We start from the raw sequence: 12560 nt of genomic DNA, 5'->3' as shown, positions 1-12560 counted from the left end.
GGCAAGTGATGCAGAAAAGATGTTTGAAGATGGTTGTTGGACTTACACTCGCATGTCTGTTCGATGCGATGAAGTAGTAGCCGAGTGCATTACAACGAATTTAAGAGTCAGCGATTTACTGCTAACTATCCAGCGTGGCGACCCGATCACTGTAAAAGGCAGTCTAACTAACGACTATCGTGTGCAGGTAAATTGGGTTAGTAGTCCCAAATTTAAATATCGGCGAGTACCCGACAATGTGCAAGATATTGATGATGTCTGGTGGGATTAACAATGAAAAAAATAAGATGTGAATTGTGCGACAGAGAATTAAGTGAGAATGACGATGTTTGGGTTATGAAAGGCGCCGTTTTTGATGAAACAACATGTTTTTGTTCTTACTCGTGCGTTGAAGGCTATTTAGTCGAAGGTTTTTTAACTTTAAATGATGTAGATGTAATGAAAGTGCATGACTTAAAGGAGGACTAGCAATGACACACGTTAAAAAACTATATCGCAAAAACAACGACGGAAAGTACGTGTTTCGAGGGCACGTGCCGGATAACTACCCGCTTGATGAAAACGAAAAATTCGAAGATACGGAGGTAAATAAAAATGGAAAATAAAAAAACGACACAATCCGATAAAATTGGTACGTTTAAGATAGATGAAAACGGAAAATTGGTTTGGGAAGATGCTACTTATGGACGTACAGTTTTTACAGCCGAACAGGTTGAAGCAATCAAATTTTTAATTAATTTTGTATAACGATTTGAGTTAGTTTTTTACCAAAAGTTGTGAATTCTATAAGCCCCTTTTTAATAATTGGAGTTGAGCTTGGATTTAAGGATTTGACCCAATTACTCCAGCTTAAAAATTCATTTGATTTTTTAGCAGAATCGTAGAATGACTCATTTATATCAGCTGTCAAATATGTTTCATCATCTTGAGTAATAATTCCTAACGACACAAAATTATTTAAACTTAGTTCATTTTGAAACCAACAAGCTGTTGAATAATTTGGAGCAATAAAATGATCTCCTTCTGTATTGCCTGCACCACGGCTATCTATCTGGTTAAAAAATATAACAGTAGGTATGCTATTCAAATTATTAGTAGAAATTTGCATAAGAAACTTAGCATCTTCTGGACCGAATAGTGATAAAACATTTGAAAATCTAGGTGATAATCCTTGATTATTCCTTTTGTCTATAGAAGCAGCAATAAGTTTAGCAAACATTTCTCTTAGGTTATCATCACTTATTTGATATTTAGAATCCTCTATGGTTTTCATAGCTAAGTTTAGTTTAGAAAAATTCCTATTTTCTTCAGGAATTTTATTTACATTATCAATAATTGACTGCTTAAATTTTCTTATATATGCATTAGCCCATGTTGTGCCTAAGTTTATTGGCGATAATAATAATTCTGAAATACCACCTAAGGTGTCACCAATATTTTTAGCAATAGGGTTCATCAATCGTTCTTGAGTATTTTGAGGTAAAAAATTAAGTGGATTTTCTGGGTCCATAAAAAATCTCCTTTTAAAAAATCAATTCAATACTAAATATATGTACTATTATACACGAAGGTACAAGATGTTGTGGAATAAAATACAAATTGTTTTAAATAAAAAGCATTGGTCTTTAGCAAAATTAGCCAGGGAATCTAATGTAAATTATGAAACATTGAAAAAATATAAATTTGCTGGGCAGGAACCTGGCTTTAGTAAAGTATGTAAAATTGCTGATGCGTTAGGTATCAGCTTAGACGAATTGAGGTAATCAATGGAATTAAATAATGATTGGCAAAGTAAATTTGAAAAAAGGGCAAGTAATACGAAAGCTTGGGGCGTATTTTTAGTGGTTGCTGTAATTGCTTATTTCATATGGCAAAGTAAAATAGCGTTGTTTGCCCCACTATGCTCAGCGTTTTTCTTTATCGAAAATATAGTAGTTGCTTACTATTCTTATAGAAAAAAGGAGAGCCAAAATGATTAATAGAACGGTATTAACTGGTCGCTTAACACGTGACCCCGAATTACGTACTACTGGGAGTGGAATCTCGGTTGCTACGTTTACTCTTGCTGTTGATCGTCAGTATACTAACGCTCAAGGTGAAAGAGAAGCTGATTTTATCAGTTGTGTCATTTGGCGCAAGGCTGCAGAAAACTTCTGTAACTTTACGTCAAAAGGGTCACTTGTTGGTATTGATGGCCGAATTCAAACTAGATCATACGATGACCAAAACGGACAGAAGGTGTATGTGACTGAAGTAGTCGTTGATAGCTTTTCATTGTTGGAGTCGAAAAAGGATAGGCAGAATAGCGCAAATACGGGGAATGACGGCGGTTATAGTAGCAGTGGTGGCAATACAGGTAACAGCAATAATAGTGCTCCGCAAGACCCATTTAGCGGTTCAGGCGACACAATCGATATTAGTGACGATGATTTGCCATTCTAGGAGGAAACTATGGAGCGTTATTTGAAGTTTATTGTCCCTGGGGAACCTAAAAGTAAAGCAAGACCACGATTTTCTAGGCAAAATGGTCATGTAATCACCTACACTCCAGATGATACTCATGATTATGAAAATCAAGTCAGGTACAGTGCTCAGGCAGCTAGGCAAAAACACAACATAAATAAGCCAATATCGCAGGATATGGCTATTTCAATCAAAGTGTATTTTGGAATACCGACTTCTTATTCAAAAAAGCGCAGGGCAAGGTGCTTAAGCGGGGAAGAGAGACCAACTAAAAAGCCTGATAGCGACAATATAGCGAAGATTGTGCTAGATGGGCTTAATCCCAAGATGAAAGTTAATCACGCATTGCACAAGGCTGTGTGCATAAGCGAAGGGCTATATAGAGACGATAAGCAAGTAGTCGATTTGACCGTTGAAAAATGGTACGGAGAAAAGCCACAAGTAGAAGTGACAGCCTTGTGGCATGAAGAATGAGGAAGGTGATTAGTGATGAGCAGTACTATACCATATAACTTGTTACACTATCTTGAAGATAAATATAAAAATAAGGGCTATATTCCTGAAAATGACGAAATGTTAATAAAGCTACGTAACAAACTTGAAGGACTTGAGAACCGAACAAAAATCGATAGATACCGTGACAATGTTGCAAGACTGTTGGACGAAGGATACGGCATAAGGAGTATTGCTGAAGCAATGGATACTTCAGACGATGTGATTTTAAAGGTTATTCGTGAAAATAAGCTTGTTGCTCATCCACAATTTAAGTATTTAGCGATAAGCGAAGTAACTTATGCCAAAATCTACAGTACAACTTACACTGGCTACAGTTATATGGTCAATTGTCCATCTTTTATTGGTACAAAGATAAATTTATCCCATGCAGGGTATGAACTGATTAAGAATAAAAATAAGTATAATTGGCAAGACATTGATTTGGGTGATTTGTATATTGTTAACGGTAAGATAAATAAAAAATAAGTTGGTTAGGATGATGATTGGAGTTGAACAATTAGTTTTGTTTAAAAAAGCGAAGTTAGATAAAGCCAAAACAGCACAGGCAGTTAAGGATTTTTTTACAGAAGACTTTGGTCATTATCTTAATCTGGCCAACAAACATTTGAGTGATATATCTAGTCCAACACTTGACCCTAACAATGTTGGCGGACATGATGGGCTTAATCATCAAGACGAGCGAATGACAGCTAATCTTGATGCTCAAGCTTGCGTGCTGGCAGTAGATCATACTATCAGTAGTTGCAGCCACATTAGTGGGACTATCCTTTATCTGTATTTTATTAAACACTGGTCTAATGACCGAATTAGGTCTAAGTTGGGATATCAAAGTACCAGATTTAATGAGGTAAAGAATGATGCATGTGTTGAATTCGCTGAACGCTTTGATTTCTGGCGAAAAGAAGATGGTTCATCAATTGAAGATTTACAAGTTTTTGAGAGTTTAGAAACAGCTGAGGGAATTTCAAAAAGCGGTCATTAAACGACATAAGAGCGGTCAAAGAGCGACAGTCAAGCGGTCATAATCTATTGTATTATGGTATTGTCGAAAGATTAGGGAATTGTCTTTCGATGATACTTTATCTATAAATATCTATAAATTTTTCCTCATTGATGGTACCTCCTTAAATGCAAAGACAAAGCAAAGAGCTGCGGTAATGGTTGTAAGTAGGTTCGATTCTTGCTGCCGCAATAGCGATACGTAACTCCCTACTGCGCACGAGGATAGTAAGAACAATACATATACCAATTAAAATCATTATATAATTATTTAAATAACACATAATATGCTACAATATAAATATAGTTCTATAGAAATAGAGGTATATGTATTGAAAAAATAAATAGATTATTGGTACTAGTTACTATGATGTTAACTATTTCTTTGTTATCTTTAAGTGGCAACAAGATTGAAGCAGCAAAAAGTAGTGTGAAAGTAAGTGTTAAGTCGAACACCAAATCCATGGGACCGGTGAAAAATACTAATTCAGCAGAAACGTTTTCTACAATGACTGGTCCGGCAGGAATTTCAAAAGTTACTCATGTCAGTAGAAATCAATTTTATGTATACATTAAAATGACTAATCCGATATTCTCTTTTTATACATTAAATTTGAAATTAAGAGTACATTATTATAATGGTAAGACAAGAAATGTAAAAGTGGCACATGGAGATAATGAGGTTATAGGTAAAGCTTGGACTAAAAATGTCTATATTCCAAAAGTAGGTAATCATGGATATGTTGAACTTGTTGGAAATGCTATTTCTGATGGAACTTTAGTTGTATCAAAATGTATGAAACCTAGGGCGGCTTTTTAATTATGAACACAAAAAAACAAGAAAATTTGATTATTTATTTTAAGTATCTCAGTGAAAAAAGAAAAATAGAATATCATTTGGAAAAATCAATTGATAATAGCATATATTTTTGGGTATATTCAGATAAAGATTTTTTAATTGTTTTGCAATGGCTAGGTCTTGTAGGAGCTTTTTTCACTTTTAGTAAAACAGCAAAGCCTGATGAAGTCCATGATTTTATGTATGATATCACTATTACAGATTACGGCTATGACATGGAAGAAACTTTGAGAATGGCTTCAGATAATGGGGTAGACTTATCTAAATATTTAAAATGAAGCAAGCAATAGCACTCTATATACCTAATGGGGTGCTTTTTTTAATGTTCAAAATCAGGAGGTGGTGAAATGATGTGAGTGAATTAAGAGGCAAACATAAAAATTAGCAGAATTATATATCGAAAAATGAAAAGTATTTTTACTAAAATATCTTAGTAAAAATATTATTCTCCTATTTACATTATACACAAAAATGTGTATAATAAAAACAGTAAAGAAAGGGGTAAAAGATGATGCCGATGAAACCCAAAGAAATCGTGAAATTGCTTAAAAGTAACGGTTTTAAAGAAAAGTCACAAAGAGGTTCACATTTGAAGCTCTACAATTCTAATACTAACGTGACTGTATTCGTTCCAATACATGCAAAGGAACTAAAAAAAGGGTTGGAACAAGCAATTCTTAGAGAAGCAGGGCTTAAATAAGCCCTTGTTTCTCATACCCCATAGGAGGTTGTAAAAATGGAAAAAGTTTTAGTGTATCCAGTCGTCCTGCACCCAGAGGAAAAAGGCTATACTGTTGAAATTCCTGATATTGAAGGCGGCTGGACTCAAGGCGAAGACATGAAAGAAGCACTGATGATGGCTGCAGATCTAATCGGATTGGCCCTTGAAGATAAAACAGAGTATCCACTAGCGTCTGATTTGGATGCTATTAAAACTGATAAAGATGACATTAAGACAATTGTCAGTGTTGACATGGATGAATATCGGCGTAAAAACCCTAAAACAATCAGAAAAAACGTTTCTGTGCCTGAGTATCTTGTTAAATTGGGAAAAGAGCAGCACGTTAATTTTTCTGCTCTTCTAACGGAAGCTTTAAAAGCCAAATTAGAAGTTTAAACAAGTGCTTCAGAGCCGAGCTAATAAGTTCGGCTTTTTTTATGCTCAGAAAGAAGGTGATAAGTACTTGAAGTTAAACTTAAAACAGCAAAAGTTTGCAGATGAATATTTGATTTCTGGTAATGCCACAAACGCCGCAATTAAAGCTGGTTACAGCAAAAAAACGGCTGGGGTTATTGGTGCTGAAAACCTTAAAAAACCTAAAATTATTTCTTACATGGAAGAGCGAAAAAAAGAAATTGAAAGCAAAAAGATTGCTAAGCAGAAAGAGATCTTCGAGTACTTAACTTCAGTTATGCGAGGCGAGCAAACGGAGACTGTAGCGACTGCTAAGGGCATTTTTAAGGGTATTGAAGTTTCGGCTAAAGACAGAATTACTGCTGCTAAAGAATTGCTTAAACGGTATCCAAGTGACCCTATTTCTAATGCGCAACTGCGTAAAATGATTGCCGAAGCTAAGATGGCTGAATATAAAGTTGAGCAGTTAAACAGTGATGATCTAGACACGACAGTCAACATCAATTTCAATATTCCAAAGGAGGACGACAATGCAAGTGAGTCTTAAAGATAATATCTCGCCCGCATTCTATAGACTTTTCTGGGATATTCATAACAAAAAACATGCCAATTATTGGCTCAAAGGAGGACGTGGTTCGACCAAGTCCTCTTTTATTTCGCTCATGATTGTTTTAGGAATTATGCAAGACAAAGATGCTAATGCAATTGTTCTTCGTAAGGTGGCAAACACATTACGTGATTCTGTATTTGAGCAATATTTGTGGGCAATTGACCTTTTACACGTTGATGAATACTGGCAATCGTCAGTTAGTCCGATGCAATTAACCTTTAAACCAACCGGTCAACAGATTAGATTTAAGGGTGCAGACGACCCACGTAAGATAAAGTCGCAAACGTTTAGACAAGGTTACACCAAGTTCAAGCATTTCGAAGAGGTAACGGAGTTTAAAGGAATGGAAGAGATTCGCTCAATTAACCAATCTCTTGGTCGTGGTGGGTCTGGTATTATTACCTTTTATTCATACAACCCACCAGCCAGACAATCTAATTGGGTTAATCAAGCAGTTGATAGTGAACAAATGCGTGACGATACACTAGTGAACCTGTCAGATTATCGTTCAGTGCCTAAAAGTTGGCTTGGAGTCGAATTCCTTGCTGATGCGAAACAGCTTGAAAAAGACAATGAGAAAGCCTATCGACATGAGTATTTGGGCGAAGTCACTGGTACAGGTGCGGAAGTATTCAACAATATCACTACCAGACCAATTACAGACGATGAAATTTCTAGGTTCGATAAGGTTTACTACGGCTTGGACTTTGGTTTTGCTAAGGACCCGACGGCATTCGTCAAGATTTATTGGGATTCAGCAAGACGTCGTGTTTTCATTTTTGATGAGTTCGAACGTGTTGGCTTAAAGGTGCGTGACGCTGTTGCAATGATAAAGCAACGTAATCCCAGAAATGAACCATTAACAGCTGATTCAGCCTCCCCTGATATGATTGCGGAATACCAAGACCAGGGACTGAACATTTATGGTGCAATCAAAGGCAGAGGTTCACGTGATCACGGCTACAAGTGGCTGGAAGATTTACGTGAAATTATCATTGACCCCAACCGTTGTCCCGATGCCTGGCGTGAATTTACTAGTTATGAATTTGAAATCGATTTGAATGGCAATTACAAGTCAGGTTATCCTGATGGCAACGACCATACTATGGATGCGACCCGATATGCTCTTGAAAGTTTAATCAGGAAAGGAGGTTTTATTAAATGGAATTAGAAGCAATGAAAAAATTGCTGCAAAACACGCAAACAAGGCGAGTTAATTTTAATGCTAAATATGCTAAATCTAAAAGTTATTACCTCAATGAGAATGACATCACAATAAAAAACAACGGTGAGTCTAAAACTAAAGATGACGATGCGGCAAAGAAGAGCAAAAATCCGTTAAGGCCAGCTGATAACCGTGTGAGTTCTAACTTTCATCAATTGCTAGTTGACCAAGAAGCAGGCTATTTAGCTACCAAGCCACCAACTATTGATGTGGGTGAAGATAAGCTAAATGACCAAATCAAAGATACTTTAGGCGACAACTTTGCTTTAAGATTAAATGAATTGGTTGTTGATGCAGCTAATGCTGGTATAGCATGGCTACATTATTGGCTTGATGAAAATAACCAGTTTAGATATGCGATTGTGCCACCGGACCAGATTACACCGATATACTCAACTGATTTAAATCGTAAGTTGGTTGCCTTGAGGCGCTCATATAAAGAACTTGAGCCAGAAACCGCTAAAACTTACTGGGTACATGAATATTGGGATGATGAAACAGTCACGGTTTTTAAATCACGTGACGAGCAATTTAACAATTTAGAGCCAATTAATGATCGCTTTACGATTTATGATGCGTCAACTGATGATGCCGCAGGTACTTCAAGTGTTAATCATCATGGTATGGGACGGATACCGTTTATTGCGTTTCCTAAGAACAAGGAACAGCAACCTGATTTGTTTCATTACAAGGGCTTAATTGACGTTTATGACAAAATCTATAACGGCTACGTTAATGATTTAGATGATATTCAACAAATATTTTTAATCTTAAAGAATTACGACGGTCAAGATTTGGATGAATTTAGGGAAGACCTCCAACGGTATAAGTCCATTAAAGTTAGGAGTATGGGCAGTGGCAATGATTCAGGTGTTGACCAATTAGCCATTAATATTCCAACTGAGGCCCGTAACTCAATGCTAGAAACAACTAAGACCAACATATTTGTTCATGCACAAGGAATTGACCCAACGGACTTTAAGACTAACAATGCAACTGGGACTGCAATTAAGATGCTGTATTCTCACCTTGAACTAAAAGCAGCTAAAACCGAAGCTTACTTCAGAGATGCATTAACCGAGTTAGTTAGAGCTATCCTGCGTTGGCTGAATGTTCCAGATGCGGATAGTAAACGGATTAATCAAACTTGGACCAGAACAGCTATCCAAAACGATGTTGAACGAGCTCAAGTGGTCAGTCAATTAGCTAACTGGACGAGTAAAGAAGCAATCGCTAAAGCTAACCCAATAGTTGAAGATTGGCAGCAAGAGTTGAAAGACCAACAGGAAGACCTTAAGAATCGTAATGATGAGTATGGTAACCCTGTAACCCTGACAACCTAAACGGCGGCGGTGACAATAATGACGACCAAGAGAGAAGTTGATTATTGGAAACGTCGTTTTTTGTATGAAAAAGAACAGCAACTCCAGAACACTGCTGAATATGAGTCAGCCATGAGGGCTCGTTTAAAAGAGGTTCAGCCAATACTAGAGCAGGAAGTTGAATACTGGCTCAATCGTTATGCCAACAATCAAAAAATCAGCAAAGAAGATGCTCGTAAAATCTTGAGCACAATTGGTACTCGTGATTGGCACCTGACATTGAAGGAGTTCAAGCGTAAGGCTAAAGAAGGTGGCTTTGATAAAGAACTAGATGCCGAATATTTCAAAAGTCAATTATCAAGACTTGAGAACATAGACGAGCAATTAACCAGTCTATTAGCTCAATACGCTACATCTGAAACAAATAAATTGGAGAATAGTTTAATTAACCAATTTAAGCAAACTTACATGCACAGCATTTATCTGACGCAATTGGAGAAAGCTAAATTATCCAGTAACTTTGCTAACGTAAATGAGTACCAGGTAAAAGCAATTGTGCGTAAACCATGGCGTGGCAGTGACTTTTCAAAACGTATATGGAAGAATTACACGGAAATACTGCCAAATGAGTTAGGTGATGCATTGTTGCGTGGTTCTGCGTTGGGCCATTCCCATGAGCAGATATTTAAAATGATGCGCCAACGCTTAAAAGATGTTGAAGATTACCAGCTGCACAGGTTAATTATTACTGAAATGGGACATGTTGCCGAAACTGCAACAGCTGATGCTTACAAAGAAGAAGGAGTTGAACAGTATCAATATTTGGCCACTTTAGAAGCACACACGTGTGAAGAATGTGCACATTTAGATGAGAAAATTTTTGATTTAAAAGACAAAGTTGAAGGATTGAACTATCCGTTAATACATCCATATTGCAGATGTACCACAATGCCTTACATTGAAGGACTGCCTGACAGTTCTGAACGCTGGGCTCGTGATCCTGAAACCAGCAAGGGTGAATATGCTGAAAATATGACCTTCAACAAGTGGAAAGAACAGTATTCTGATAACACTTGGAAAATTGGATCATCAGCAAAACTAACAATCCCTGAAAAGCAAGGACTGACTAATTATCTTTCATCTTGGGCTTACGATATTAACGATAAATTACGAAAAGGTTTAGAATTAAGTGATTATGACAAAGAAAATATTATAAATCTTGATTCGGCTTTGGGTAAGTTACCTAAATATCACTCAGACAAGCCACTGCAACGATCACTTAGATTTTGGAATGAAGAAGAACTGACTGACTTTTTGAGGGAAAGAAAGCCAGGCACAATAGTAGCAGAGCCTAGTTACATTTCTACAAGTAAGGGAATCTATGATGAAAATGATAACGTTCAAATTATTATTAGAAGTAGTAAAAGTGGCGTTGATTTATCAGATTATGGATTGGCCGAAGAAAAAGAGGTACTATTTGGACGTAACACAAAATTCAAAATTCTAAAGGGCTATACTAAAGGTGAACAGATAATATTGGAGGTTGAAGAAATTGACTAGGAAAGAGCCTTATTCAGACTTGCGCTGGTACTTACCTACCGGTGGCAAGGTAATTGGAAGAGATCATCCAGAAACCGAGGAAGAAAGAAGGCAGACAGAGGAACTGATTAAGTTTGCTAAGAACCTTCCTAAATCAGCTTTTGATAATGAGCGCAACAGAAAATTGAGAGAACAAATAAAAGCGGCAAACAAAAAATACGGTTTGCCAGAAGATGAGAATCTATAACTAGAAATTAAAGCAGCTTAACAGCTGCTTTTTATTTTGCCCCGAGCATGGCGTAAAAAGGCTTATTTTTTATACCTTGATTTGTGTTCGCCACACGTAAAAGATCGCGAGAAAGGAAATAAGATGAAACATGAAGAATTAAAGAAATTAGATTTAAACGATGAACAGATTGACAAGGTCATGGGTCTGCATGGTGCTGAAGTTGAGGCAATGAAAGCTAAGACAGATGAGCTAGGCAAGACCAATGAGTCGCTACAGAGCCAGATTGCAGAGCGTGATAAAGATTTAAAGGCGTTAAAAAAGCAAGCTGGAGATAACGAAGAACTGAGTAATCAATTCAAAGAATTGCAATCCAAGTATAAGCAAGACACTGAGAACCTGAGTAAGGAATTAAAGCAGACCAAGCTAAACAGTGCAGTCGATACAGCCTTAGCTGGTGCCAAGGTGCGTAATACAAAGGCTGCTAAAGCTCTCTTGAACATGGAAGAAGTTAAGTTAAACGACAAGGGCGAAGTTGAAGGTCTAGATGACCAAATTAGTTCATTGCAAAAATCTGATAGTTACCTATTTGATCAGGGGCAGAAAGAGCCTTATCAACCACAAGGTGGAGGAGCTAAGACTGACCCTGATTTGGTAGCAACTATGGCTAATATATTTAAAGGAGAAGATAAATAATGCCAGCAACAATTAATTATGCAGAAGCATATCAACAAGCAATTCAACAAGGATTTTATGATGGTCATCTTTATACAGCACCATTATGGAATTCACCATCAAATTCAATGATTACGTTTGATGGCGCCAAACACATTAAATTACCAAGATTAACCATTTTAGAAGGCCGTAAAAATCGAGCAAGACCTACTATTACTGACATTACGCCAAATTACAGCAATGAATGGGATACTTATGAGCTCAAAAATGAAAGATATTGGAGCACATTAGTTGACCCATCAGACGTAGATGAATCTAATTATGTTGTTTCAATGGCCAATATTACTCGTCGGTTTAATTTAGATGAAAAAATGCCTGAAATGGATAAGTACATGTTTAGCAAGCTGTTCTTAGAAAAGCAAACTAAAGATGGTGGTAAGGGAATTACTAATAATACGCTTGATGAAAAGAATATTTTAACGGCATTTGACAGCATGATGGTTGATTTTGATGAAGCTCGTATTCCAAACCAAAATAGATACTTGTATGTCACGCCAAAGATTAACGCAATTCTGAAGCGTGCAGAAGCATTGAATCGTGGCTTAACATTAAAAGACCCTAATAGTATTCAACGGACAGTTTACAGCTTAGATGATGTAACGATTGTGGTTATCCCATCCGATTTAATGCAGACTGCATATGACTTTACCGTTGGTGCCAAAACCATTGACTCAGCTAAACAAATTGAAATGATGTTAATTTACAACGGTGTTCAAATCGCTCCAGAAAAGTACAGTTTTGCAGGTTTCGACCAACCAAGTGCAGCTTCAAGCGGTAACTATCTCTACTATGAGCAATCATACAACGATGTTTTACTGCTAAATACTAAGACAGCAGGTATTCAATTTGTGATTGCTGATAAGCCAGCGCAAGGCGTTAGTGGTCAATCACTAGAAGATGGTACTAAAACTGCCAAAAGTGGGAAGTAAAA

At 36.8% G+C, this 12560-nt stretch carries 22 protein-coding genes; 21 read left to right on the top strand and 1 reads right to left on the bottom strand.

The window, feature by feature from the left end:
• The first annotated feature begins 52 nt into the window (after nucleotides 1-52).
• Genes F5ESL0225_RS04480 through F5ESL0225_RS08355 form a run of 4 tightly spaced genes read left to right on the top strand, consistent with a single transcriptional unit; the run spans nucleotide 53 to nucleotide 747 of the window.
• Nucleotides 53-271, top strand: a complete 219-nt coding sequence (locus tag F5ESL0225_RS04480) for a hypothetical protein (RefSeq protein ID WP_147441726.1) — start codon at nucleotides 53-55, stop codon at nucleotides 269-271.
• Between the two features lie 2 nt (nucleotides 272-273).
• Nucleotides 274-468, top strand: a complete 195-nt coding sequence (locus F5ESL0225_RS04475) for a hypothetical protein (protein ID WP_122047945.1) — start codon at nucleotides 274-276, stop codon at nucleotides 466-468.
• 2 nt (nucleotides 469-470) lie between these two features.
• The gene (locus F5ESL0225_RS08520; RefSeq protein WP_255409651.1) at nucleotides 471-605 is read left to right on the top strand and encodes a hypothetical protein; all 135 of its coding nucleotides are present in this window, start codon (nucleotides 471-473) and stop codon (nucleotides 603-605) included.
• Nucleotides 595-747 carry a hypothetical protein gene (locus F5ESL0225_RS08355; RefSeq protein ID WP_158592396.1) on the top strand — a complete coding sequence of 51 codons (153 nt, stop codon included), beginning with the start codon at nucleotides 595-597 and terminating at the stop codon, nucleotides 745-747. Before F5ESL0225_RS08520 ends, F5ESL0225_RS08355 begins: the two co-directional genes overlap by 11 nt.
• Here F5ESL0225_RS08355 and F5ESL0225_RS04470 read toward each other — a convergent pair.
• Nucleotides 734-1510: a DUF4393 domain-containing protein gene (locus F5ESL0225_RS04470; RefSeq protein WP_122047944.1), complete on the bottom strand. Its 777-nt coding sequence runs from the start codon at nucleotides 1508-1510 to the stop codon at nucleotides 734-736. The two genes, F5ESL0225_RS08355 and F5ESL0225_RS04470, sit on opposite strands and share 14 nt — an antisense overlap.
• A gap of 67 nt (nucleotides 1511-1577) precedes the next feature.
• On the opposite strand from F5ESL0225_RS04470, the gene F5ESL0225_RS04465 reads away from it, so the two are divergent.
• From F5ESL0225_RS04465 to F5ESL0225_RS04385, 17 genes are all read left to right on the top strand, one after another.
• Nucleotides 1578-1763: a helix-turn-helix transcriptional regulator gene (locus F5ESL0225_RS04465; protein WP_122047943.1), complete on the top strand. Its 186-nt coding sequence runs from the start codon at nucleotides 1578-1580 to the stop codon at nucleotides 1761-1763.
• A 3-nt stretch (nucleotides 1764-1766) separates the two neighbouring features.
• The gene (locus tag F5ESL0225_RS04460; protein ID WP_122047942.1) at nucleotides 1767-1979 is read left to right on the top strand and encodes a hypothetical protein; all 213 of its coding nucleotides are present in this window, start codon (nucleotides 1767-1769) and stop codon (nucleotides 1977-1979) included.
• Entirely contained in the window at nucleotides 1972-2442 is a 471-nt protein-coding gene (gene ssb / locus F5ESL0225_RS04455; protein WP_122047941.1) for a single-stranded DNA-binding protein, read from the top strand. Before F5ESL0225_RS04460 ends, ssb begins: the two co-directional genes overlap by 8 nt.
• Nucleotides 2443-2451: 9 nt before the next feature.
• The gene (locus F5ESL0225_RS04450) at nucleotides 2452-2937 is read left to right on the top strand and encodes a RusA family crossover junction endodeoxyribonuclease (RefSeq protein ID WP_122047940.1); all 486 of its coding nucleotides are present in this window, start codon (nucleotides 2452-2454) and stop codon (nucleotides 2935-2937) included.
• A gap of 15 nt (nucleotides 2938-2952) precedes the next feature.
• Nucleotides 2953-3444, top strand: coding sequence for a hypothetical protein (locus tag F5ESL0225_RS04445; RefSeq protein WP_122047939.1), 492 nt, complete (start codon nucleotides 2953-2955; stop codon nucleotides 3442-3444).
• Between the two features lie 10 nt (nucleotides 3445-3454).
• Nucleotides 3455-3961 (top strand): ArpU family phage packaging/lysis transcriptional regulator, encoded by a 507-nt coding sequence (locus F5ESL0225_RS04440; RefSeq protein WP_122047938.1) that lies wholly within the window; start codon nucleotides 3455-3457, stop codon nucleotides 3959-3961.
• A 369-nt stretch (nucleotides 3962-4330) separates the two neighbouring features.
• Nucleotides 4331-4798, top strand: coding sequence for a hypothetical protein (locus F5ESL0225_RS04435; RefSeq protein WP_122047937.1), 468 nt, complete (start codon nucleotides 4331-4333; stop codon nucleotides 4796-4798).
• Nucleotides 4799-4800: 2 nt separating this feature from the next.
• The gene (locus F5ESL0225_RS04430; protein ID WP_118898226.1) at nucleotides 4801-5115 is read left to right on the top strand and encodes a hypothetical protein; all 315 of its coding nucleotides are present in this window, start codon (nucleotides 4801-4803) and stop codon (nucleotides 5113-5115) included.
• Nucleotides 5116-5348: 233 nt separating this feature from the next.
• Nucleotides 5349-5537, top strand: coding sequence for a type II toxin-antitoxin system HicA family toxin (locus tag F5ESL0225_RS04425; RefSeq protein ID WP_122047985.1), 189 nt, complete (start codon nucleotides 5349-5351; stop codon nucleotides 5535-5537).
• A 36-nt stretch (nucleotides 5538-5573) separates the two neighbouring features.
• A complete protein-coding gene (locus tag F5ESL0225_RS04420; protein ID WP_122025198.1) occupies nucleotides 5574-5954 on the top strand; it encodes a type II toxin-antitoxin system HicB family antitoxin in 381 nt (126 codons plus the stop codon).
• 4 nt (nucleotides 5955-5958) lie between these two features.
• The gene (locus F5ESL0225_RS04415) at nucleotides 5959-6519 is read left to right on the top strand and encodes a terminase small subunit (RefSeq protein ID WP_370466400.1); all 561 of its coding nucleotides are present in this window, start codon (nucleotides 5959-5961) and stop codon (nucleotides 6517-6519) included.
• Complete coding sequence (locus tag F5ESL0225_RS04410) at nucleotides 6503-7753, top strand: PBSX family phage terminase large subunit (RefSeq protein ID WP_122047936.1); 1251 nt, start codon at nucleotides 6503-6505, stop codon at nucleotides 7751-7753. The genes F5ESL0225_RS04415 and F5ESL0225_RS04410 overlap by 17 nt, the downstream gene beginning before the upstream one ends.
• Nucleotides 7744-9150 (top strand): phage portal protein, encoded by a 1407-nt coding sequence (locus tag F5ESL0225_RS04405; protein ID WP_122047935.1) that lies wholly within the window; start codon nucleotides 7744-7746, stop codon nucleotides 9148-9150. Before F5ESL0225_RS04410 ends, F5ESL0225_RS04405 begins: the two co-directional genes overlap by 10 nt.
• Nucleotides 9151-9168: 18 nt before the next feature.
• The gene (locus F5ESL0225_RS04400) at nucleotides 9169-10689 is read left to right on the top strand and encodes a minor capsid protein (protein ID WP_122047934.1); all 1521 of its coding nucleotides are present in this window, start codon (nucleotides 9169-9171) and stop codon (nucleotides 10687-10689) included.
• A complete protein-coding gene (locus F5ESL0225_RS04395; protein ID WP_122047933.1) occupies nucleotides 10682-10915 on the top strand; it encodes a hypothetical protein in 234 nt (77 codons plus the stop codon). Before F5ESL0225_RS04400 ends, F5ESL0225_RS04395 begins: the two co-directional genes overlap by 8 nt.
• Nucleotides 10916-11038: 123 nt before the next feature.
• On the top strand, nucleotides 11039-11590 hold the full coding sequence (locus F5ESL0225_RS04390) for a phage scaffolding protein (RefSeq protein ID WP_122047932.1): 552 nt from the start codon (nucleotides 11039-11041) through the stop codon (nucleotides 11588-11590).
• Nucleotides 11590-12558 (top strand): capsid protein, encoded by a 969-nt coding sequence (locus F5ESL0225_RS04385; RefSeq protein ID WP_199716446.1) that lies wholly within the window; start codon nucleotides 11590-11592, stop codon nucleotides 12556-12558. The genes F5ESL0225_RS04390 and F5ESL0225_RS04385 overlap by 1 nt, the downstream gene beginning before the upstream one ends.
• The last annotated feature ends 2 nt before the right edge of the window (nucleotides 12559-12560 follow it).

The sequence above is a fragment of the Lactobacillus sp. ESL0225 genome (genome assembly GCF_003692905.1).
Taxonomy (GTDB): domain Bacteria; phylum Bacillota; class Bacilli; order Lactobacillales; family Lactobacillaceae; genus Lactobacillus; species Lactobacillus bombicola.
Note: the sequence above shows the minus strand (reverse complement) of the source record. Positions and strands in the feature narration are given on the sequence as shown.

Bases quoted from the DNA above. Each gene is read 5' to 3' on its own strand.
- F5ESL0225_RS04410 (WP_122047936.1), top strand. From the start codon at position 6,503: ATGCAAGTGAGTCTTAAAGATAATATCTCGCCCGCATTCTATAGACTT.
- F5ESL0225_RS04390 (WP_122047932.1), top strand. From the start codon at position 11,039: ATGAAACATGAAGAATTAAAGAAATTAGATTTAAACGATGAACAGATT.
- F5ESL0225_RS08520 (WP_255409651.1), top strand. From the start codon at position 471: ATGACACACGTTAAAAAACTATATCGCAAAAACAACGACGGAAAGTAC.
- F5ESL0225_RS04385 (WP_199716446.1), top strand. From the start codon at position 11,590: ATGCCAGCAACAATTAATTATGCAGAAGCATATCAACAAGCAATTCAA.
- F5ESL0225_RS04430 (WP_118898226.1), top strand. From the start codon at position 4,801: ATGAACACAAAAAAACAAGAAAATTTGATTATTTATTTTAAGTATCTC.
- F5ESL0225_RS04470 (WP_122047944.1), bottom strand. From the start codon at position 1,510: ATGGACCCAGAAAATCCACTTAATTTTTTACCTCAAAATACTCAAGAA.
- F5ESL0225_RS04445 (WP_122047939.1), top strand. From the start codon at position 2,953: ATGAGCAGTACTATACCATATAACTTGTTACACTATCTTGAAGATAAA.
- F5ESL0225_RS04460 (WP_122047942.1), top strand. From the start codon at position 1,767: ATGGAATTAAATAATGATTGGCAAAGTAAATTTGAAAAAAGGGCAAGT.
- F5ESL0225_RS04480 (WP_147441726.1), top strand. From the start codon at position 53: ATGTCTGTTCGATGCGATGAAGTAGTAGCCGAGTGCATTACAACGAAT.
- F5ESL0225_RS04425 (WP_122047985.1), top strand. From the start codon at position 5,349: ATGCCGATGAAACCCAAAGAAATCGTGAAATTGCTTAAAAGTAACGGT.
- F5ESL0225_RS04465 (WP_122047943.1), top strand. From the start codon at position 1,578: ATGTTGTGGAATAAAATACAAATTGTTTTAAATAAAAAGCATTGGTCT.
- F5ESL0225_RS04420 (WP_122025198.1), top strand. From the start codon at position 5,574: ATGGAAAAAGTTTTAGTGTATCCAGTCGTCCTGCACCCAGAGGAAAAA.
- F5ESL0225_RS04405 (WP_122047935.1), top strand. From the start codon at position 7,744: ATGGAATTAGAAGCAATGAAAAAATTGCTGCAAAACACGCAAACAAGG.
- F5ESL0225_RS04450 (WP_122047940.1), top strand. From the start codon at position 2,452: ATGGAGCGTTATTTGAAGTTTATTGTCCCTGGGGAACCTAAAAGTAAA.
- F5ESL0225_RS04400 (WP_122047934.1), top strand. From the start codon at position 9,169: ATGACGACCAAGAGAGAAGTTGATTATTGGAAACGTCGTTTTTTGTAT.
- F5ESL0225_RS04440 (WP_122047938.1), top strand. From the start codon at position 3,455: ATGATGATTGGAGTTGAACAATTAGTTTTGTTTAAAAAAGCGAAGTTA.
- F5ESL0225_RS04475 (WP_122047945.1), top strand. From the start codon at position 274: ATGAAAAAAATAAGATGTGAATTGTGCGACAGAGAATTAAGTGAGAAT.
- F5ESL0225_RS08355 (WP_158592396.1), top strand. From the start codon at position 595: ATGGAAAATAAAAAAACGACACAATCCGATAAAATTGGTACGTTTAAG.
- ssb (WP_122047941.1), top strand. From the start codon at position 1,972: ATGATTAATAGAACGGTATTAACTGGTCGCTTAACACGTGACCCCGAA.